Here is a 20,867-nt window from a genome sequence, read left to right as displayed (position 1 = left end):
TATGAGTATTAGAACCTTAAAATGCCCGGAATTTGGGCTGGTATTGTTTCTTTTTGTTTTCATTTCTGGATTTTCGTTACAAGCGAAGTATCCAACGAAACCAATCGATTACGTCGATCCCAATATCGGAACAGCGCATTGCCGCTGGTTCTTTTATACCCCGGCAGCGGTGCCTTTTGGCATGGCGAAACTGGCCCCCTCAACCGATGCTCACCTGGGAAACGCCGACGGTTGGCAGGCTGTTGGCTACGATTTCAGGCATACTTCCATCGAAGGGTTTGCCAATTTCCACGAATTTCAGGTGGGCGGCGTGGTGCTTGCGCCTACCGTTGGCGCTTTACAGACGGTTCCCGGAGCGCTCGATCATCCGGATGAAGGTTACCGCTCGCGCTTCGATAAAAAGGATGAAATCGCTCAACCCGGCTATTATTCGGTTTTGCTGAAAGATTATCAGGTGAAAGCCGAACTCACCGCCACAAAGCGGGTGGGTTTTCACCGCTACACGTTCCCGAAAACCAATCAGGCCAATATCCTGTTCGACATTGGCAACAAACAGGGCGAAAGCGGCGAAGTGAAAGATGCCTGGGTTTCGTATTCAGGCGATGACCGCATTGAAGGATACGTGATCACGTACCCGGTGTATGTAAATAAATACCAGCAAGGCGCTGATGTACGCATGTACTTTTCCGGGAAGATGAACAAGAAGCCGGCTTCATTCGGAAGTTTTGTGAAGGATAAAATCACCCCGGACAAAAGCGAAGAAAAAGGAGTTGGCGCGGGCCTGTATTTTACCTTCGATACCGAAGAAAACGAAGCCATCGAAATAAAAATCGGCCTTTCGTACACCTCAATTGAGAATGCGCGAATGAACCTCGAAGCAGAAGCAAAAAAAATGAACTTTGACAAAGCCCTGAAAATCGCCCGGAAAACATGGGAGGAATCTTTGGGCCGCATCACCGTTGAAGGGACCAACGAGGACGATAAAGTAAAATTTTACACCGGCTTGTTTCATGCCTTGCTGGGCCGCGGCCTGGCCAGCGACGTAAACGGCGCTTATCCTAAAAACAATGGTGAAAACGGGCAGATCGCCCTCAACGCCAAAGGGCAGCCAATCCATCATCATTATAATACCGATGCGATTTGGGGCGCCTTCTGGAACCTTACTCAGCTTTGGGCGGTGGCCTATCCCGAATATTATTCCGACTGGGTGCAAAGCCAGTTGCTGGTTTATAAAGATGCCGGCTGGCTGGGAGACGGGATTGCCTGCAGTAAATATGTATCGGGCGTTGGAACGAATTTTACCGGTTTGGCAATTGCCTCGGCCTATAACTGCGGCATCCGCGATTTTGATGTGCAACTGGGCTACGAAGCGGCTTTGAAAAACGAAATTGGCTGGGAAGGCCGGATTGAAGGTGCCGGGAAAATGGACACCCGGCAATTTGTTGAGCGGGGCTATTGTCCGTATGAAGACCGTTTTAACATGCGTACCGTGGAGGAAGGTTCCGGCTTTGGAGCTTCACATACCCTCGAATACTCCTTCAGTAGTTTTGCGGTTGGCCAGTTTGCCAAACAGTTGGGGAAAAAGGATGATTATGAAAAGCTGAACCAGTTATCGAAAGGCTGGAAACTTCTGTTTGACGAAGAAACGAAGCTGATCCGCCCGAAAGATACCGAAGGTGAGTTTATCCGGGATTTTGACCCGCTGGCGCCGTGGCGCGGCTTTCAGGAGGGAAATGCCGTGCAGTACACCTTTTATGTGCCGCACCATGTGGAAGAGTTGGTTGAAACATTGGGACAGGAAACATTCAACAACCGCCTCGACAGCATTTTCATCGAATCGCAGAAACATATTTTCGGGGGCGGCAAAGAGGTTGATGCCTTTGCCGGGCTAAAAACCCTTTACAATCACGGGAACCAACCCAACCTGCATGTATCATGGATGTTTAATTTCTCCGGAAAACCCTGGTTGTCGCAAAAATGGGTGCGGGCTATCTGCAACGAGTTTTACGGAACCGAAGGTATCCACGGCTACGGTTACGGACAGGACGAAGACCAGGGGCAACTGGGCGCATGGTACGTGATGTCGTCAATCGGATTGTTCGATGTGAAAGGTCTCACCGAAACCGATCCGAAATTCCAGGTCGGCAGCCCGCTGTTCGATAAAGTCACCATCAAACTGAACGGTGATTATTACAAAGGCAAAACATTTACCATCAAAACCGAGAATAATTCTTCGTCCAACCATTACATTCAATCAATTGGGTTAAACGGAAAAGAGCTTAAATCTGTTTTTGTTCCTTTCCGCGAAGTGGTGAAAGGCGGCGAATTAATCATCAAATTGGGCAGTGAGCCCAATCTTAATTTGAAATAGTCAGTATGAAAGAGAGAAGAAGTACAAGCCAGTTTTTAATGCCTTTTCAGAAAGGCGAAGAAGTCGCGTCAGGATATGATATTTATCCGTCGTTAAAACTGGAAGAAGGGAAGATTTCACATGATTTAAAATCGCTTGCCGGGGCAATTGCGTCGGAGAAGGTGGTGATTGTCGATGGCTACATCGGCGTTTTTTACGAAGATTTTCGCAAACGGCTGGATGCCGAATTAAAAGCTTTGGGTAAAAATGTGAATTGGGTAAATATTGAAGAAGCATTCAAACCCGAGACAGAAATCGATGAATTGATTGTCCCGTTCATGGGCGACGAAGATTCGATTTTCGGTACCCGCGCTACCATCGGGCTAACCGATTTTTTTGACCAGGAAAAGCTGCATGGCTTTCAGCAAAACCCTGCCGCCGACATCAACATTATTTACGGCCCCGGGGCCGGGTTGTCGGGATGGAACGGCTTGCTGATCTACATCGATCTTCCCAAAAACGAACTTCAGTTCAGGGCAAGGGCAAAAAGCATCACGAACCTTGGTGCCAGCCAGACATTCGACATGAAAACCATGTACAAACGGTATTATTTTGTCGATTGGGTGGTACTGAACAAACATAAAAAAGAAATCCTGAACGCCATTGACCTCGTTGTTGACGGGCAGCAACCCGAGGTTTTTCCATGGATGAGCGGCGATCAGTTACGCAATGGGCTGAAAACGATGGCAACCAATTTCTTCCGTGCCCGTCCGTGGTTCGAACCCGGCGTATGGGGCGGAACCTGGATCAAAGATCACATTGACGGGCTCAACAAGGAGGCTGCGAATTATGCCTGGTCGTTCGAGTTAATCACGCCTGAAAACGGGATTGTGTTTGAAAGTTCGCGGAACCTGCTCGAAGTCTCCTTCGATTTCCTGATGTTTGGCGAAGGCGACGCCGTTTTGGGAACCGACCGTAAAAAATATGGCGACGAGTTTCCCATCCGTTTCGATTTCCTCGACACCTTTGACGGCGGCAACCTTTCGGTGCAGTGCCATCCGCGCCCCGAATACTGCCGCGAACAGTTCGGCGAGAACCTGACCCAGGAAGAAACCTATTATATTCTCGACCGAAAGAATGATGCCATAGTCTATCTGGGTTTTCAGGAAGACGTTGAACCTGTGAAGTTTGAAACGGCGCTTCGGGAAAGTTTCAATACCAATAAATCCCTTGACATTACCCGTTTTGTACAGGAACATCCTGCGAAAAAACATGATCTGTTCCTGATCCCTCCGGGAACCATTCACGCTTCGGGAATCGACAATCTGGTACTGGAAATCAGCACCACCCCGTATATTTTCACCTTTAAAATGTACGACTGGGTGCGCCCCGACCTGGATGGAAAACCGCGGCCGCTAAATATTGAACACGGGATGAAAAACCTTTATTTCGACCGAAAAGGCGAAAAAGCAAAAAAAGAATTGATTTCGGAACCCAGCTTGAAAAAGGAAGGCGCCGACTGGAAGTTATACGAACTGCCTACCCACGAAAAGCACTCGTACCGGGTGAACCGCTATCATTTCAATTCGGAAGTAACAATTGAAACAAACGGAAAATTCCAGGTGCTGAGTTTGGTCGAAGGCACTTCGGTGACCATCGAATCGGAAAACGGGAAAAAAGACAGGTTCCGGTATGCCGAAACTTTCGTGGTTCCGGCAGCGGCAAATAGTTATACAATCACAAACAATTCCGGAAGAGAAGCCATGCTGGTAGTCGCTTTTATGAAATAATGTCCGGGCAATAAATAAAATCTTCAAAATCAAAAAAATTAACGATTCAACACGATCGACGATGGAAAAGAAAATGTCGTATAAAAAAATGCTTCCTGTACTCTTTGGGTTTTTTGTGATGGGTTTTTGCGATGTGGTCGGCATTACTTCGGCACATGTAAAAGAAGATCTGCTGGGCGGGTATAGCCCGGAATTCAGGGACACGTTGTCCAACCTGATACCGGTGGCCTTATTCTCCATGTTTTTAATTTTTTCGATACCGACCGGAATTTTGATGAATCGGATTGGACGGAAAAAAACGGTTGTATTGAGCAATGTCATCACGATGGTTGCAATGTTCATCCCTCTGATTGAATACAACTTCACGATGTCGCTGGTTGCATTTGCTTTGCTGGGAGTTGCCAATGCCATCCTGCAGGTGTCATTGAATCCGCTGCTCACCAACGTGGTAAAGGGAGATCAGTTGACCAGTAGCCTGACGGCAGGGCAATTTATAAAAGCTATTTCATCGTTTAGCGCCCCGTTTATTGCTGCTTTTGCGGCATCTCAATTCGGAAACTGGCAGTACATTTTTCCCATTTATGCCGTAGTTACCTTGTTGTCGACCATCTGGCTAATGGCCATCCCGATTGCCGAAGACGGGATTGTTGTGCGAGCAACCGGATTTGGCAGTGTGGCAGCCATCTTGAAAGATAAAACTATTTTTCTGTTGTTTCTTGGTATTTTGTTCGTAGTGGGAGTTGATGTGGGTGTCAACACGGCCTCATCGAAAATATTAATGGAACGAGCTGGGTTAAACTCAATCGAGGCAGGTTATGGCCCCAGCGTTTATTTTGCCCTTCGTACAATCGGGGCTTTTCTGGGCGCTTTTTTGTTGGCAAAATATTCTTCATCGAAATTCTACAAAATGAATGTGGTCGTGATGATGATTGCCCTGGTAATTTTGATCTTTCCCAGCGATAAGTTCCTGATTTTCGGCCTGTACGGGATGATCGGGTTCTCGATTGCCAATGTGTTCCCGATTTTGTTTGGAATGGCTATTCAATCGCGTCCCGATAAGGCGAATGAAATCTCAGGATTGATGATTACCGGCGTATTTGGCGGCGCTGTCATTCCATTTTTTATGGGCTTGCTTTCTGATATAATCGGCTCACAGATTGGGTCGGTTCTGGTGATTTTAGGAGGTGCGTCGTATCTGCTTTTCATCGCTTTTTTTATTGGGAAACCTCAAAACGAGAAGACATCAGGCGTCAACCGGTCTGCCAACGCGGGCTAAAGCAACGGCTGGGCGGTCACACTGCGAGACTATGAACCCAATTCCGGCAGCAGTGGGGCGTAACCGAAGAAAAATGAGGCTGTATCAAAAGTCCTTAATCGATTCATCCTCTCCGGGAGTTGCCGGATCGGGGTCTGTCATTCAACGGGTTGAGATCCTGATCCGGCAACTCCCGGATGGGGCGAACTGACTCTCAAAGATTAAGGACTTTTGATACAGCCTCAACAAGTATTTTTGATCTTTTTAAAAGCTATCGGCTTTACGGTAAGCTTCAATGAAAGCCAGTTCGCCTTCTTTGCCGGGCAGGCTGCGTCCGTGCTCGCAGCAAAGTGTACCGTCATATCCTTTCCCGTGAATGTGCCTGAAGATATTCTTGTAGTTGATTTCGCCCGTTCCCGGTTCTTTCCGTCCGGGGTTATCACCGATGTGAAAGGCTGCAATAGCATCCCAGGCCAGATCAATATTCGGGATCAGGTTGCCCTCGGTAATTTGCTGGTGGTATAAGTCGTTTACAATTTTGCAGCTTGGGCTGTTTACTGCTTTGCAAATCAGGTAGGCCTGCGGAATTTTGGTCAGGAACAGGCCGGGATGGTTGGCCCATGCATTCAACGGCTCCATTACCAGTTGAAGTCCCGATGGCTCCACAATTTCGCAGCACATCCGCATGTTGTCAATCACGTTGGCGGTTTGGTAGTCCCATTCCAAATCGTCGGTAAATCGTCCGGGAACAACCAGCGCTGTTTTAGCTCCCGTTCGTTTGGCGCATTCCAGTCCTTCGTTCATTTTCTTTTTCAGCATGGCCTTAATTTCCGGGTCCTGTGTGACAAACGATTTTACGCTGAAATCGGCATACAATACAAACGGGCCCAGATCCATTCCGAGGCGGGCCAGTTCATTGGCAATTTTTTCCTGTAAAGCAGGTTCTTTCCCCATCAACCCGTTGTCGAAAATAGCCCGGAAACCTTGGTCGTTCATGAACCTGATCTGGTCAATCGGGTCGTTCCCGGCCAATTCGTTAAATGTTCCTAAGCCGGGAGCATATTTCAACTTAAACCGGGCATCGTTGGATACTTTTTTTTCGGAGGCGGAGGCGGAAAGGCCTGAAGTGAGCCCTGTTGCAGCGATACTGCCGACGACAGTATTCCTGATAAAATTTCGTCGTTTCATCGTAGTAAATTGAGTTTAGTTATTTTTCAAAAATAGCATTATTTGAATGAAGAAACAATCTTTTTTTATTGCGCCGGTCCATTCTGGTCTGGTCGTTTTTTCGCGCAGGGAATTGGCTGTTATGTTTGATAATTTTTTTAACTTTGACCATTTACTAACAAAAATCGTCTAAATCGAACAAATATGAATCGTAAAATTCGCATGGGAATGGTCGGTGGTGGCACGGATGCCTTCATTGGAGCCATCCACCGCCTGGCTGCTTTTATGGATAACCAGATCGAACTGGTTTGTGGTTGTTTCAGTGTTAATCCCGATATTTCGCTTGCTTCGGGAAAATCCTATTTTTTGCCGGATAACCGGGTTTACAAAACCTATCAGGAACTGTTTGAGCAGGAAGCGAAGCTTCCCGAAGGCGAACGGATGGATTTTGTAAGCATCGTCACCCCGAATTTTGTTCACTTTGGCCCGGCGATGATGGCCTTGGATCATGGTTTTCATGTCGTTATCGATAAGCCCATCACCTTTACCCTGGATGAAGCCCTTCAACTTAAAAAGAAACTGGACGAGACCGGGCTGACCTTGGCGCTTACCCATACCTACTCGGGCTACCCGGCTGTAAAAGAGGCAAAAGCCCGGGTTGCGCGCGGCGATTTTGGCAAGATCAGGCGAATTTATGTTGAATATCCGCAAGGCTGGCTGGCCTCAAAAGTTGAAGATGCCGGAAATGCGCAGGCAAGTTGGCGTACCGATCCCAAGCGCTCGGGAAAAGCCGGTTGCATGGGCGACATTGGCACGCACGCCAATCACCTGGCCGAATATATTTCGGGTTTAAAAGTCACCGAAATCTGTGCCGAACTCAATACCTTCGTTCCCGGACGCTTACTCGATGACGATGGTGCCGCCCTTCTCCGGTATGATAACGGCGCACGTGGCGTATTGGTGGCCACACAGATTGCTGCAGGAGAAGAGAATGCCCTGAAAATACGCATGTATGGCGAAAAAGGAGGGCTGGAATGGAGCCAGCACGAACCGAACACGCTTTGGTTGAAGTGGACTGACCGCCCAACTGAGATGTTACGGGTGGGAACCGGTTATACGGGCAGTACAGCTGTTCATAATACCCGTACTCCAGGCGGACATCCCGAAGGCTACCTGGAAGCTTTTGCCAACATTTACCGGAACTTCTCGCTGACCTTACGGGCTAAGATGAATAAGCAGGCGCCAAGCCCCGAAATGCTCGACTTTCCCGGAATTGAAGATGGCATCAGGGGAATGATGTTTATTGATGCCGTGGTGGAAGCCGGCTACAACGACTCGGTGAAATGGGTAAAATTCAACAGCCTCGTCTAGTCCCTCCGAAAAAGAGGAATTTTCCTTCGGCAACTGCCGGGTAGACAGACCGACCTTTCACTATTTATCTAATGACCAATTATCTAATGACCAATTATCTATTGTCTAAAATCTAAACCAATATGGGAAGACCTGTAACTCTTTTTACCGGACAATGGGCCGATTTACCCATTGAAAACATGTGTCAGAAAGCCAAAGAATTTGGTTACGACGGATTGGAACTTTGCTGCTGGGGCGATCATATGGAAATTGACAAGGCCGATCAGGCCTATTGCGATGAACGTAAAAGCTTACTTCAACGTTATGACCTACAATTGTTTGCCATTTCCAATCACCTGGTTGGCCAGTGCGTTTGCGACAACATTGATGAACGGCATAAAAATATTTTACCCGCTTATATTTGGGGCGATGGCGATCCGGAAGGCGTGAGACAGCGGGCAGCCGAGGAAATGATTAAAACAGGGCAGGTGGCTAAAATGCTCGGATTGAATACGGTGATTGGCTTTACCGGGAGCTCCGTTTGGCACATGCTGTATTCATTTCCGCCTGTTTCGCAGGAGATGATTGATAAGGGCTACCAGGACTTTGCCAAACGTTGGAAACCAATTCTGGACGAATACCGGAAAATGGGAGTCAAGTTTGCCCTTGAGGTTCATCCGACAGAAATTGCTTTCGACATCGAATCGGCAAAACGCGCTTTAAAAGCCTTGGATAACCACCCTGCTTTTGGGTTTAATTATGACCCCAGTCATTTTGGCTACCAACACGTGGACTATGTCCGCTTTATTTATGAATTTTCCGACCGCATTTTCCATGTGCACATGAAAGATGTTTACTGGAGCGATGTTCCGGTTACGGCCGGCGTTTTCGGCGGACACGCGGAGTTTGGAGATCATCGCCGTTACTGGAATTTCCGTAGCCTCGGCCGTGGAAAGATCAACTTTGAAAATATCGTTCGTGCCCTGAATGATATAAGGTACAATGGCCCGCTTTCGGTTGAGTGGGAAGACAGCGGCATGAACCGCGAAGCCGGGGCAGAAGAAGCCTGCCGTTTTGTTCGTCAGGCCGACTTTGCCCCATCGGATGTGGCATTCGACGATGCGATGCGAACCAAATAGTGAGAAACTTCATTTATAAACTAAATCCATGACAACAAGTAGAAGATCATTTATAAAAAATACCACCGCGGCAACGGCTGTGGTGGGCTTAGCCGCTTCGATGCCGGCAGCGATGACCGCATGTGCCGGTCCTGACAAGTTGGTTCGTTGCGGGCTGATTGGCGCAAAAGGCATGGGCTTTGCCGACCTGAGAGCTTTTCTTGGTCAGCCAAATACCGAATGTGTGGCGATTTGCGATGTCGACCAGCGCGTGTTGGATGCCCGTGTGGCCGATACCGAAAAATTGCAGGGTAAAAAACCCAAAGCGTATAACGATTATCGTCAGCTGATTGAGGATAAGGAGGTCGATGTGGTGATCATCGGCACGCCCGACCATTGGCATTGTTTGCCCTTTGTGGCAGCTTGCGAGGCCGGGAAAGATATCTACTGCGAGAAGCCGCTCGCAAATTCTATTGAAGAAATTAACATCATGGAACGCGCAGCCAAGAAGTACAAAGCCGTGGTGCAGGTTGGCCAGTGGCAACGCAGTGATCCGCATTGGCGCGATGCGGTTGACTATGTTTATTCGGGCAAACTGGGGAAAATCCGGACCGTACGTACCTGGGCTTATCAGGGGTGGATGGAACCGGTGCCGGTACAAGCCGACAAAGATGCTCCTGAAGGCGTGGATTATGATTTTTGGCTCGGACCGGCCGCGAAAAGGCCGTTCAACCCGAACCGCTTTCACTTTAACTTCCGGTGGTTCTGGGATTATGCCGGCGGACTGATGACCGACTGGGGCGTACACATCATTGACTATGGTTTATTTGGCATGAAGGCTAAAGCTCCGAAATCGGTCATGGCGATGGGCGGTAAGCTGGCTTATCCCGACGACGCTTCCGAAACCCCCGACACCCTGCAGGCGCTTTATGAGTTCGATGATTTCACCTTGCTTTGGGACCACGGTACCGGAATTGACGGCGGACACTTTGGCCGAAATCACGGAGTGGCCTACGTGGGCAACAACGGTACCCTGGTGGTTGACCGTAATGGTTGGGAGGTGATCCCGGAACGCAAAAACGACAAAGACCTCGTGGAACGGGTTGATCTGCAAAAAGGAACCGGGAAAGGCCTGGAACTGCATATGGCGAACTTTCTGGATGGCGTTCGTAACCGCAAATATGACCTGAATTGCAGCATCGGCATTGCGGCCAATACCGCCCGCGTGGCGCACCTGGGAAACATTGCCCTGAAAACCGGTCGGCGCCTCTATTGGGATGCCGAAAAAAGCCAGTTCACCGACGACGATGAGGCAAATAATTACCTGATTCCGGTGTACCGCAGTCCGTGGAAACTGCCTGAAATTTAGAAGAAAAGATCCGGTCCGCTTAAAAAGGCCGGATCTTTTCATAATCGACCTGCCTTTTCTTGTGAATCCCCGTTTCATTTCCGAATTTTGGGTTCTTATAAATTAAACTCAAAACCGATGACCCGACACTTATCCATTTTAATCATGTTGACAGTAACCCTGTTGGTGGCCTGTCAACCAAAAGATTCATCACTTGATATGATACAGGAAATTAATGAAGGCTGGTTGTTTTCGGAAGACGGGAGAGAAGAATGGTTGCCGGCCGAGGTCCCCGGTTGTATCCATACCGATTTATTGTCAGCCGAAATTATTCAGGACCCGTTTTACCGGTTGAATGAACACGATCTTCAGTGGATCGATAAACTAAACTGGGCATACAAAACAACGTTCCGGATACAGGATGAGCTGGAACGCGATCGCGTAGCGCTCGACTTTAAAGGACTTGACACCTACGCCGACATTTTTGTGAATGGCGAAAAAGTGACTTCCACCGATAACATGTTTCGCGAATACCTGGTGGAGGTAAAACCTTTTCTGAAAGAAGGTGATAATGAGCTGAAGATCGTTTTCCGCTCACCCATTACCGAAGGCCTTAAAAAATACGATACCAACGATCTGGTGATTCCGGTTTCGGATAACGACCTGGCCGGAATTGGTCAGGTGGAAGGCGGTAAGAAGGTGAGTGTTTACACCCGTAAGGCCGGGTATCATTTTGGCTGGGACTGGGGGCCTCGCCTGGTGACCAGCGGTATTTGGCGGCCAGTATTCCTGAAAGCCTGGGACGAACTGCGCATCAGCAACCTGCAGATCGTTCAGCATGAAGTGGAAACCGGTCGGGCCCGTTTTACCGCTGTTGTCGAAATCGAAGCGGAGGAGAAAACCCCGGCTACGGTTCAAATTGAAAATGAAGGGCGGGTGTTGGCAACAGCCAGGCTGGATTTAGAAAAGGGCGTTGCTTCTTATCCGGTTGATTTTGAGATTGTCAACCCAAAACTGTGGTGGACAAACGGCCTGGGCGAGCAGCCGCTTTATCAGATTGAAGCTAAGGTTACTGTTGGACGAAGAACAACCGGGATAACCGATCGTGTTGGGATCCGCACCCTCGAATTGGTTCGCGAAAAGGACGGACAAGGTACGTCGTTTTATTTTAAGCTCAATGGCGTACCCGTGTTCATGAAAGGCGCCAATTACATTCCCAACGACGTGTTTCCTTCGCGTGTTTCGGACGAGATGTACCGCACCGTGGTAAATACGGCGAAATCATCAAACATGAACATGCTGCGTATCTGGGGTGGCGGTATCTATGAAGATGATTTATTCTACGACCTGTGCGACGAAGCCGGTATCCTGATCTGGCAGGATTTCATGTTCGCCTGCGCGATGTTTCCCGGAGACGAAGCTTTTCTTGAAAATGTAAAAGAAGAAGCAGCCGATCAAGTGAAACGTTTGCGAAATCACCCCAGCATTGCTTTATGGTGCGGCAATAACGAAATTCTCGCCGCCTGGTTTGGTTGGGGCTGGAAACGGGCAGAAGAAGCCAAAAGCCAGGAAAATGCCGATAAAATCTGGAAGGCTTATGAAGATATTTTTCACAAGGTGTTGCCCGAAGCCATTGAAACCTACGATCCCTCGCGGGCTTACTGGAGCTCAAGCCCTTCTTCGGGAACAGGCATCCCGGCCGACCTGGTGAATGGCGACGAACATTACTGGGGCGTTTGGTGGGGAAAAGAACCCTTTAAAAACTACGCGACTCACCTGGCCCGTTTTATGAGCGAATATGGTTTTCAGTCGTTCCCCGAACTAAAAACCGTGAAACAATACGCCTTGCCCGAAGATTTCGATATTGTTTCGGAAGTGATGAACTCGCACCAGCGGTCGTCAATCGGGAATAAAACCATTGAATATTACATGTTGCAGGATTACAAAAAACCGAAAGATTTTGAATCGTTCCTGTACGTGAATCAGGTGTTGCAGGCCGAAGGGATTAAATTTGCTTTGGAAGGACACCGCCGGGCCATGCCGTTCTGTATGGGGAGCCTGTATTGGCAGATTAATGATTGCTGGCCGGTGGCTTCATGGAGTTCGACTGATTATTACCAGCGATGGAAAGCCTTGCAGTACTATGTAAAAAAAGGCTTCGAACCGGTGTTGGTTTCACCTTACAACGAAGGCGACCGGTTAAAAGTGAGCATTGTAAATGACCGGCTGCAGGAAATCAATGCCGAACTGAAACTCAGTTTGGTTGATTTCAATGGGCAGGTAGTGTGGGAGAGCAGCGTGTCGGCGAGGGTTCCAGCCAATTCCGGCGCTTCGTACTTCGACGTCAGCCAACAGGAATTTTTGAAAGGAAAAGACAGCCGGAACCAGGTATTGGTTGCCGAGGTGACGGAGAACGGGCAGGCGGTCGCCGGAAACCTGTATTATTTCCGTCCGGTGAAAGAACTGAACTTGCCAAAGCCGGAAGTAAAATATTCCATTGCCGCAGTTGACGGTGGTTACGAAATCAGACTGCAATCAGGCAAACTCGCTAAAAACCTGTTTATGACCATTGGCGACGAAGAAGGGTTTTTCTCGGATAACTATTTCGACCTGCTGCCGGGAGAAGAAATCAGGGTAAAACTGGAAACTTCGGTCTCCAAAGAGCGGCTCGATGAAATTTTTGCCGTCCAAACCCTGGATCAGGCTTTTTAATGCGGATATTGATTTCGAAGAGAAAGCCGTTCTTCGCCAGGAAGGGCGGCTTTCTTCTGCTGCGCAGGAGTGCCGGTCTGACGATTCTTCTTTTTTCGCCATACCACGCTTTCGTATAAACTTCTTAACTTTGACCTTCATTTAGCGTGATATGAGTTTGAACGATATACGAGTCATTGCATTTGATGCCGATGACACCCTTTGGGAGAATGAAAATTTTTTTCGTGAAGCCGAGCAGGCTTTTTGCCAGGTCATGGCAGCCTATGCGCCCGACCGGAACGTGATGGAAGAACTGTTTCGCGTTGAAGTGCAGAATATGGAACTTTACGGGTATGGCATCAAGGCATTTATCCTTTCGCTGATTGAAACAGCTTTGTTGGTTTCCTCTAAAAAAGTACGTCCTGATCAGATTGAAGCCATCATTTGTATTGGGAAAAACATGTTGCAAAAAGACGTGGTTTTGCTCGACGGCATTGTTGATTTACTGGATAAGCTGTACGGAAAATGCCGGCTTGTGGTGGCTACCAAGGGCGATTTGCTCGATCAGGAACGGAAATTGAAAAAATCGGGTTTACTGAAGTATTTTCATCACATTGAAATTATGACCCACAAACGGAAGGAAAACTACCAGGAATTAATGAAACACCTGGAAGTTCCGGCCGGTCAGTTTCTGATGGTCGGCAATTCGCTGAGATCAGATATTTTACCGGTGATTGAACTGGGCGGCTATGCGGCGCATGTTCCTTTTTATACAACCTGGGAATACGAACGTATGGATCCGAAAGAAATCAAAAGTGACCGTTTTTTTGAACTGAAAGAGATTCACGATGTTTTGAATTTATTCAGCGAATCATTTTTGTATTTATAAACCTGAGGTGAAAAAATTATGGAATACCAGGGAAATATACTGAAGATGCACACCGGGCCGGGCGCCCCCATTCAATATTACCTGCCGGTGGGAGATCAACAAATTGATATGAATGCCTTGCTGGGAAAGCAGATCAGCTTTCGCTTCGACGGGCAGATTAATTGTGTGGCATGCGGTAAAAAGACAAAAACCTCGTTTGGACAGGGGTTTTGTTATTCGTGCCTTCAAACCGCGCCCGAGGCGAGCGAAACCGTCATGCGCCCTGAGTTATCCAAAGCCCAGTTTGGCATTGCCCGCGATCTGGAATGGGCAAAAGAACACGACCTGATCGATCACTACGTTTACCTGGCTGTTTCGGGAGGGCTGAAAGTCGGGGTAACACGGCATCACCAAATTCCAACGCGCTGGATTGATCAGGGCGCCAGTTACGCCATTCGTGTTGCCAAAACGCCTAACCGCCATATTGCCGGTGTAATTGAGGTGTTCCTGAAGAAGTATTTCCCTGATAAAACCAACTGGAGAACGATGCTTCAGAATAAAATAGACAACAACATCAACCTGTTGGACGAGAAAGCCAATGTGATCAGCCTTCTTCCGGCCGAACTGAAACAATATGAGTGCGACGACAGTCGGTTAGTCTCGCTGGAGTATCCGGTACTCGAATACCCGGATAAAATCAACAGCCTCACCTTTGACAAGGATCCGGTTATTGAAGGGAAGCTGTTGGGAATGAAAGGACAGTATGTGCTGTTCGATAAAAACCGGGTCGTGAATATTCGCAAGCACAACGGCTATTTTTTGACTGTAGCTGTTTCGTAACCGCTCGTGATCCGGCCTGCCTCTTAATTCTTGTAAATCTTTGTGTTAATTTTCTTTTTGGTATTTCCCGGAGTTTGCATTTTCAAAAAAAAGAAATACTTTTGCAGTCCCGATTATTGTCCGTACTTGCAGTTCTTATAATTTATTAAAAATGTTGAAGATAGAAAAGTTATTAACGTGCCCGATGTTGATAACCCGGAAACTTCCAACAAATTGAAATGTAAGTTTTTGCAACTTTTAGTGTTTAATTAAAAAAAATTGAGCAAGTGGATACTTTATCTTACAAAACCGTATCGGCCAACAGCGCCACGGTAAACAAAGAATGGGTTGTGGTTGATGCAGCCGGCATGCCGTTGGGTCGTTTGGCCAGCGCCGTTGCCAAAATGCTGCGCGGAAAACACAAACCTAATTTTACTCCGCATGTCGATTGTGGAGACAATGTGATTGTCATTAATGCCGAAAAGGTCATGCTGACCGGAAACAAGCTGAATGACAAAGTATACCTGCGTTATACAGGTTATCCGGGAGGACAGCGCAGCCAAACCCCCTCAGAAATCCTGAAAAGATTTCCTGAGCGTTTAGTTGAGAAAGCCGTAAAAGGGATGTTACCAAAAAATCGTCTGGGACATGCTATTTACGGGAATATGAAAGTGTATGCCGGTCCTGAGCATAAACATGAAGCTCAAAACCCGAAAGTAATTGATTTTAATACTATTAAATTATAACAATGGAAGTAGTTAACACCTTAGGACGTAGAAAAACTGCCGTTGCCCGTATTATTGTCAGCGAAGGCAAAGGAAAGATTACCATTAACAAGCGGGAACTGAATGAATATTTTCCCAGTGGTACGCTACAGTTTATTGTTATGCAGCCTCTTAACCTGCTTGGTGTCGCCGATCAGTACGATATCCAGGTCAACCTGGATGGCGGCGGTATTAAAGGACAGGCAGAAGCTGTACGTTTAGCTATTTCCCGCGCATTGGTCGAAATCAATCCGGAATCAAAAACCGAACTGAAACGCGCAGGCTTTATGACCCGCGATCCGCGTGAAGTGGAACGTAAAAAACCAGGTCAGCCCAAAGCCCGTAAACGCTTCCAGTTTTCAAAACGTTAATAGATTATTTCAAAATAACTGTGGATCTGAAATCACTGAGACTCTCCGCTTTAGAGGGACTACTCAGAGGTTGCTTTTCAACAAATTATTTAAAAAAGTAAAAAGATGCCAAGAACAAATTTTCAGGAATTATTGGATGCAGGTGTACATTTTGGTCACCTGAAAAGAAAGTGGAATCCAAACATGGCTCCATACATTTTCATGGAGAAAAATGGGATCCACATCATCGACTTGCAAAAAACGGTCGTAAAAATTGACGAAGCTGCTGCTGCGATTAAACAAATTACCAAATCGGGACGCAAAATCTTATTTGTGGCAACAAAGAAACAAGCCAAAGAGCTTGTTGCTGATGCAGTTGGTAAAGTGAATATGCCATACGTTGTTGAACGTTGGCCTGGCGGTATGCTGACAAATTTCCCAACTATCCGCAAAGCGGTTAAGAAAATGATCTCTATCGACAAAATGACCAAAGATAGCAGTTGGGATAACTTATCAAAACGCGAAAAGTTGCAAATTACACGTCAACGCGCAAAACTGGAAAAAATGCTGGGTTCGATTGCCGACCTGACCCGCCTTCCAGCCGCTTTGTTTGTGGTTGACGTACTGAAAGAAAAAATCGCTGTACGTGAAGCACAAAAACTGGGTATTCCGGTATTTGCGATGGTTGATACGAACTCTGACCCCGATGGGATCGACTTTGTTATTCCTGCAAACGACGACGCTTCTCAGTCTATCCGACTGATCGTTCGCCTAATGTGCGACGCAATTGCCGAAGGCCTGAACGAACGTAAGGTTGAGCGTGAAAAAGACGGAGACGATGCTCCAGTGAAAAAGTCGAAGAAAGCTGACGCCAAAAAATCTGCTGCTAAATTCGAAGAAGATGAAGATTTAGTTGAAGAAGATGAAGACGAAGAAGATGAAGATTTGGTTGAGGCCGACGAAACGAATGACGAAGAAGAATTGGAAGACTAATTGCTCATTCCAGAAATATAAAAACAAAAAATTATGGCAATTACTGCTGCAGATGTAATGAAGTTGCGTAAAGCAACTGGCGCCGGCATGATGGATTGTAAAAATGCACTGTCCGACGCAGATGGCGATTTTAACCGGGCCATTGAAATTATCCGTGAAAAAGGTAAACTGGTTGCAAGTAAACGTTCTGACCGCGATGCGACAGAGGGCGCTGTTCTTGCTAAAGTGAGCGATGACAACAAGTTTGGAGCAATTGTAGTGTTGAACTGCGAAACTGACTTCGTTGCAAAAAATGAAGGTTTTGTCAGCTTAACACAGAAATTTCTGGATCTGGCGATTGCCGAAAAGCCTGCTGATCTGGAGGCTTTAAAAGCGCTAAAGCTGGATGGCCGCACCATTGCAGACCATGTCACCGAACAAACCGGTGTTATCGGCGAGAAAATTGAATTATCGTATTATAGCAGTCTTCAGGCCGATTTTGTGGTCGGTTATATCCACCCGGGAAATAAGCTGGCTACCGTAGTTGGTTTTAACCAGGCAAATGTTGACAAACAAGTGGCCAAAGATGTGGCGATGCAGGTTGCTGCCATGAACCCGGTTGCTGTTGATAAAGATTTTGTTTCTCCCGAGGTTGTTGAGAAAGAGCTGGAAATTGCGAAAGAAAAATTCCGTTTGGAAGGTAAACCTGAAGCCATGCTGGATAAAATTGCACAGGGCGCTTTGGTTAAATTTTTCAAGGAAAGTACCTTGTTAAATCAGGCTTTCGTGAAAGATAACAAAGTAACCGTGGGCGAATATCTGAATTCGGGCAGCAAAGGGCTTACCGCTACCGGTTTTATCCGTTATGCTTTATCCGAATAATTCGTATTTGAAATTAAATATAAAAAGGAGCTTCGTTTGAGGCTCCTTTTTTGTTATGGGGGTTATGAAATTGATTATCCGTTCAAGGCTTCTGCACCGTTGGTTACCTCCAGAATTTCGTTCGTAATGGCTGCCTGGCGGGCTTTGTTGAAGGTCAGGGTTAGCTCCTGGATCAATTCGGTGGCATTATCAGTTGCTTTGTGCATGGCGGTCATGCGGGCGCCGTGTTCTGCCGCGTTGGAGTCGAGCAGGGCTTTAAACAGCTGAATCTTTAACGAACGGGGAATCAGTTCCTGCACGATTTTCTCTTTTGAAGGCTCGTAAATAAAATCATAATTTGCGGCGCCTTTTTCCTCCCGGCTGATTTCTACAGGCAGAAATTGTTCCGTGGTACAAACCTGCACTGCCGCATTTTTAAACTCGTTGTAAACCAATTCTATCCGGTCGTAAGCATTTGCGGCAAAATCGGTCATCAGGTTTTCGGCCAGTTTGGATACCTGCTCAAAATTCAGGTTGTCAAAAATCTCGTTAGCCTGTCCGGTAACATTCATCCTGCGGGCCTTCAGGTATTTCTCTCCTTGTTTCCCGATAACCAAAAAATCGAGTTTCCCGTTTTTTAGCTGGCGGGCGTATCGGTCGAAAGCCAGATCGAGGGCCGTTTTGGCGATGGACGAATTAAATGCCCCGCACAAACCCCGGTTCGAACTGATCAGTACCAGTAAAACCTGCTCCGGTTCGCGTTGTTCGGTATAAATCGATCCGCCTGCATTTTCGAGGCTGGCGCTGAGTGAGCCCAGAATTTCTGACAGTTTATCGGCGTAGGGCCTGATCTGAAGAATCGCGTCCTGTGCTTTTTTCAGTTTAGCTGCCGATACCATTTTCATGGCGCTGGTCACCTGCCGGGTTGTTTTTACCGATGATATTCGTGTACGTATTTCTTTTAAACTGCCCATGTTAATGTGTCAAAAGTTTCCTGTTCCAAAGTTCCGGAACCCCTGCTCTTACTTGTAACGCTCCGAAATTTCCGAGGCGGCTTTTTCAATTGCTGCTATACCCTCGGCCGTCAGCTTTCCTGTTTTTAGTTCATCCAGGGTATGGCGGTAATGCAGTTCCATATGTTCCAGAAAGTCTTTCTCGAATGCCCGCACTTTATTGACAGGGATATGGCGTAACAATTCTTTTGCTCCGCAATAAATGATGGCAATTTGGTGCTCAATCTTCATCGGGGCATATTGGCCCTGCTTCAGTATTTCCACGTTTTTACGCCCTTTGTCGAGTACACGCATGGTTGCAGCGTCGAGGTCAGAGCCAAACTTGGAGAAAGCCTCCAATTCGCGAAATTGGGCCTGGTCGAGCTTTAAGGTACCGGCAATTTGCTTCATCGCTTTTACCTGGGCGTTTCCGCCAACACGCGATACCGAGATACCGACATTGATTGCCGGGCGAACTCCCGCGTTAAACAGGTTAGATTCCAGGAAGATCTGTCCGTCGGTAATGGAGATCACATTCGTCGGGATGTAGGCCGATACGTCGCTGGCCTGTGTTTCGATAATGGGAAGGGCCGTCAGCGAACCACCGCCTTTTACTTTCCCTTTTAAACATTCGGGGAGGTCGTTCATTTGGGCGGCAACTTCATCCGACTCAATGATTTTGGCAGCCCGTTCCAACAGGCGCGAGTGCAGGTAAAAAACATCACCCGGGTAGGCTTCGCGGCCCGGCGGACGACGCAGCAACAGCGATACTTCTCGGTACGAAACGGCTTGTTTCGACAGGTCGTCATAGATGATCAAGGCATCGCGGCCGGTGTCCCTGAAATATTCGCCAATCGAAGCGCCGGCATAAGGTGCATAAAATTGCATGGCAGCGGGGTCGGCAGCGGTTGACGATACGATGACCGTATATTTCATGGCCCCGTACTTTTCGAGTAAAGCGGCGATGTTGGCCACCGTGGAACCCTTCTGGCCTACGGCAACATAAATACAATAAACCGGTTTGCCATTTTCGTAATTTTCGCGCTGGTTGATGATGGTATCGATGGCCACGGCCGTTTTACCGGTTTGACGGTCGCCAATGATTAATTCCCGTTGTCCCCGTCCGATGGGGATCATCGCATCAATGGCTTTCAGACCGGTTTGCAAGGGTTGTTTTACCGGTTGGCGGAAAATAACCCCCGGCGCTTTACGTTCGAGCGGCATTTCAAATTTCTCACCTTGAATGGCGCCTTTCCCGTCAATCGGGGCGCCGATGGTATTGATAACGCGTCCTAAAAGGCCTTCGCCTACTTCGATGGAGGCAATACGGCGCAGTCGTTTTACAACATCGCCTTCTTTTACAGCCTCGGACGGACCTAAGAGCACAGCGCCCACATTATCTTCTTCCAGGTTCAACACAATACCTTTCATCCCGTTGCTGAACTCGATCATTTCGTTCGATTCAACATTGGATAAACCGTAAATGCGGGCAATACCGTCACCAACCTGGAGCACGGTGCCCACTTCTTCCAATTCGGCTTCCGACTGAAAGCCTTCCAGTTGTTGTTTCAGTATTGCAGATACTTCGGCGGGTTTTATATCAGCCATGACTATATTGATTTTCTATTTTATTTCTGATTGTAATAATTCTTCTTTTATTTTTCGCAGTTGGCTGGCCATACTGGCGTCCACCTGCCGGTCGTCAATTCGCAGGATAAAACCTCCGATAAGTTCCGGGTTGATTTGCTCGCGTAATTCAATCCGGGCGTTCAAACCGGATTCGAGCTGTAGTTTTATTTGCCTGATGATTTCGGGATCAAGCGCCACAGCACTCGTAATGACCACATTTTTAATGCCCTGATCTTGCTGGAAAAGTGCAAGAACATTCCTGCAAACCGAAGGGAGATACACTTCGCGCTTATTTTCGGTGAGCATGGATAAAAATCCGAGGCTGATTTCGTGCACCTTCCCTTTAAAGATCGCCTCCATCAGCTTGATTTTCTGAGATGTTTTAACGACCGGGCTTTCCAGCAGCAGCTTAAAATCAGCGCTGTCGGTACAAAGATTGGAGATCAGTTCCACATCCTGCTTCAGGTTGTCGAGTTGATTTCTCTCTTTGGCCAGGGTAAAAAAGGCTTTGGCGTAACGGATGGTGATTTTACTTTGATCCAT

The 20,867-nt window shown here is 47.5% G+C and carries 17 protein-coding genes; 13 read left to right on the top strand and 4 right to left on the bottom strand.

Annotation, left to right across the window (positions count from 1 at the left end; genetic code table 11):
- Position 1: 1 nt before the first annotated feature.
- The 3 genes from ACOIT5_RS05680 (at position 2) to ACOIT5_RS05670 (ending at position 5,416) form a co-directional block, all read left to right on the top strand.
- Positions 2–2,371 (top strand): GH92 family glycosyl hydrolase, encoded by a 2,370-nt coding sequence (locus ACOIT5_RS05680; RefSeq protein ID WP_423129501.1) that lies wholly within the window; start codon positions 2–4, stop codon positions 2,369–2,371.
- Positions 2,372–2,376: 5 nt separating this feature from the next.
- Positions 2,377–4,140 (top strand): class I mannose-6-phosphate isomerase, encoded by a 1,764-nt coding sequence (locus tag ACOIT5_RS05675; RefSeq protein WP_423129500.1) that lies wholly within the window; start codon positions 2,377–2,379, stop codon positions 4,138–4,140.
- Between the two features lie 61 nt (positions 4,141–4,201).
- Positions 4,202–5,416, top strand: a complete 1,215-nt coding sequence (locus ACOIT5_RS05670) for an MFS transporter (protein WP_423129499.1) — start codon at positions 4,202–4,204, stop codon at positions 5,414–5,416.
- Positions 5,417–5,659: 243 nt separating this feature from the next.
- Here ACOIT5_RS05670 and ACOIT5_RS05665 read toward each other — a convergent pair whose 3' ends face one another.
- Entirely contained in the window at positions 5,660–6,583 is a 924-nt protein-coding gene (locus tag ACOIT5_RS05665; protein WP_423129498.1) for a hydroxypyruvate isomerase family protein, read from the bottom strand.
- A gap of 183 nt (positions 6,584–6,766) precedes the next feature.
- Between ACOIT5_RS05665 and ACOIT5_RS05660 the strand changes: the two genes are divergently transcribed.
- From ACOIT5_RS05660 to tsf, 10 genes are all read left to right on the top strand, one after another.
- Positions 6,767–7,933, top strand: a complete 1,167-nt coding sequence (locus ACOIT5_RS05660; protein WP_423129497.1) for a Gfo/Idh/MocA family protein — start codon at positions 6,767–6,769, stop codon at positions 7,931–7,933.
- Between the two features lie 122 nt (positions 7,934–8,055).
- The gene (locus tag ACOIT5_RS05655; protein ID WP_423129496.1) at positions 8,056–9,051 is read left to right on the top strand and encodes a sugar phosphate isomerase/epimerase family protein; all 996 of its coding nucleotides are present in this window, start codon (positions 8,056–8,058) and stop codon (positions 9,049–9,051) included.
- Positions 9,052–9,079: 28 nt separating this feature from the next.
- A complete protein-coding gene (locus tag ACOIT5_RS05650; protein WP_423129495.1) occupies positions 9,080–10,399 on the top strand; it encodes a Gfo/Idh/MocA family oxidoreductase in 1,320 nt (439 codons plus the stop codon).
- 117 nt (positions 10,400–10,516) lie between these two features.
- A complete protein-coding gene (locus ACOIT5_RS05645) occupies positions 10,517–13,090 on the top strand; it encodes a beta-mannosidase (RefSeq protein ID WP_423129494.1) in 2,574 nt (857 codons plus the stop codon).
- A 151-nt stretch (positions 13,091–13,241) separates the two neighbouring features.
- Positions 13,242–13,958: an HAD family hydrolase gene (locus tag ACOIT5_RS05640; protein ID WP_423129493.1), complete on the top strand. Its 717-nt coding sequence runs from the start codon at positions 13,242–13,244 to the stop codon at positions 13,956–13,958.
- Between the two features lie 18 nt (positions 13,959–13,976).
- Complete coding sequence (locus ACOIT5_RS05635; RefSeq protein ID WP_423129492.1) at positions 13,977–14,777, top strand: DUF2797 domain-containing protein; 801 nt, start codon at positions 13,977–13,979, stop codon at positions 14,775–14,777.
- A 266-nt stretch (positions 14,778–15,043) separates the two neighbouring features.
- Entirely contained in the window at positions 15,044–15,502 is a 459-nt protein-coding gene (gene rplM / locus ACOIT5_RS05630) for a 50S ribosomal protein L13 (RefSeq protein WP_423129491.1), read from the top strand.
- A gap of 2 nt (positions 15,503–15,504) precedes the next feature.
- Positions 15,505–15,891 carry a 30S ribosomal protein S9 gene (gene rpsI / locus ACOIT5_RS05625; protein ID WP_423129490.1) on the top strand — a complete coding sequence of 129 codons (387 nt, stop codon included), beginning with the start codon at positions 15,505–15,507 and terminating at the stop codon, positions 15,889–15,891.
- Between the two features lie 105 nt (positions 15,892–15,996).
- Positions 15,997–16,863 carry a 30S ribosomal protein S2 gene (gene rpsB / locus ACOIT5_RS05620; protein WP_423129489.1) on the top strand — a complete coding sequence of 289 codons (867 nt, stop codon included), beginning with the start codon at positions 15,997–15,999 and terminating at the stop codon, positions 16,861–16,863.
- Between the two features lie 33 nt (positions 16,864–16,896).
- The gene (gene tsf / locus ACOIT5_RS05615) at positions 16,897–17,724 is read left to right on the top strand and encodes a translation elongation factor Ts (RefSeq protein WP_423129488.1); all 828 of its coding nucleotides are present in this window, start codon (positions 16,897–16,899) and stop codon (positions 17,722–17,724) included.
- A 74-nt stretch (positions 17,725–17,798) separates the two neighbouring features.
- Here the strand turns inward: tsf and atpG are convergent, their stop codons facing one another.
- The 3 genes from atpG to atpH are packed head-to-tail and all read right to left on the bottom strand — an operon-like array spanning position 17,799 to position 20,867.
- Entirely contained in the window at positions 17,799–18,677 is an 879-nt protein-coding gene (gene atpG / locus ACOIT5_RS05610) for an ATP synthase F1 subunit gamma (RefSeq protein ID WP_423129487.1), read from the bottom strand.
- 48 nt (positions 18,678–18,725) lie between these two features.
- Positions 18,726–20,303 (bottom strand): F0F1 ATP synthase subunit alpha, encoded by a 1,578-nt coding sequence (gene atpA, locus ACOIT5_RS05605; RefSeq protein ID WP_423129486.1) that lies wholly within the window; start codon positions 20,301–20,303, stop codon positions 18,726–18,728.
- 15 nt (positions 20,304–20,318) lie between these two features.
- Positions 20,319–20,867 (bottom strand): ATP synthase F1 subunit delta, encoded by a 549-nt coding sequence (atpH, locus tag ACOIT5_RS05600; RefSeq protein WP_423129485.1) that lies wholly within the window; start codon positions 20,865–20,867, stop codon positions 20,319–20,321.

The sequence above is a fragment of the Gaoshiqia hydrogeniformans genome, assembly GCF_049347105.1.
Taxonomy (GTDB): domain Bacteria; phylum Bacteroidota; class Bacteroidia; order Bacteroidales; family Prolixibacteraceae; genus Gaoshiqia; species Gaoshiqia hydrogeniformans.
Note: the sequence above shows the minus strand (reverse complement) of the source record. Positions and strands in the feature narration are given on the sequence as shown.

What these genes read in the sequence shown, in the direction of transcription:
- ACOIT5_RS05650 (WP_423129495.1), top strand. Translation starts at nt 9,080, where the DNA reads ATGACAACAAGTAGAAGATCATTTATAAAAAATACCACCGCGGCAACG.
- atpG (WP_423129487.1), bottom strand. Translation starts at nt 18,677, where the DNA reads ATGGGCAGTTTAAAAGAAATACGTACACGAATATCATCGGTAAAAACA.
- atpA (WP_423129486.1), bottom strand. Translation starts at nt 20,303, where the DNA reads ATGGCTGATATAAAACCCGCCGAAGTATCTGCAATACTGAAACAACAA.
- ACOIT5_RS05675 (WP_423129500.1), top strand. Translation starts at nt 2,377, where the DNA reads ATGAAAGAGAGAAGAAGTACAAGCCAGTTTTTAATGCCTTTTCAGAAA.
- ACOIT5_RS05665 (WP_423129498.1), bottom strand. Translation starts at nt 6,583, where the DNA reads ATGAAACGACGAAATTTTATCAGGAATACTGTCGTCGGCAGTATCGCT.
- rpsB (WP_423129489.1), top strand. Translation starts at nt 15,997, where the DNA reads ATGCCAAGAACAAATTTTCAGGAATTATTGGATGCAGGTGTACATTTT.
- ACOIT5_RS05680 (WP_423129501.1), top strand. Translation starts at nt 2, where the DNA reads ATGAGTATTAGAACCTTAAAATGCCCGGAATTTGGGCTGGTATTGTTT.
- ACOIT5_RS05655 (WP_423129496.1), top strand. Translation starts at nt 8,056, where the DNA reads ATGGGAAGACCTGTAACTCTTTTTACCGGACAATGGGCCGATTTACCC.
- tsf (WP_423129488.1), top strand. Translation starts at nt 16,897, where the DNA reads ATGGCAATTACTGCTGCAGATGTAATGAAGTTGCGTAAAGCAACTGGC.
- ACOIT5_RS05670 (WP_423129499.1), top strand. Translation starts at nt 4,202, where the DNA reads ATGGAAAAGAAAATGTCGTATAAAAAAATGCTTCCTGTACTCTTTGGG.
- ACOIT5_RS05660 (WP_423129497.1), top strand. Translation starts at nt 6,767, where the DNA reads ATGAATCGTAAAATTCGCATGGGAATGGTCGGTGGTGGCACGGATGCC.
- atpH (WP_423129485.1), bottom strand. Translation starts at nt 20,867, where the DNA reads ATGGATCAAAGTAAAATCACCATCCGTTACGCCAAAGCCTTTTTTACC.
- ACOIT5_RS05640 (WP_423129493.1), top strand. Translation starts at nt 13,242, where the DNA reads ATGAGTTTGAACGATATACGAGTCATTGCATTTGATGCCGATGACACC.
- rpsI (WP_423129490.1), top strand. Translation starts at nt 15,505, where the DNA reads ATGGAAGTAGTTAACACCTTAGGACGTAGAAAAACTGCCGTTGCCCGT.
- ACOIT5_RS05645 (WP_423129494.1), top strand. Translation starts at nt 10,517, where the DNA reads ATGACCCGACACTTATCCATTTTAATCATGTTGACAGTAACCCTGTTG.
- ACOIT5_RS05635 (WP_423129492.1), top strand. Translation starts at nt 13,977, where the DNA reads ATGGAATACCAGGGAAATATACTGAAGATGCACACCGGGCCGGGCGCC.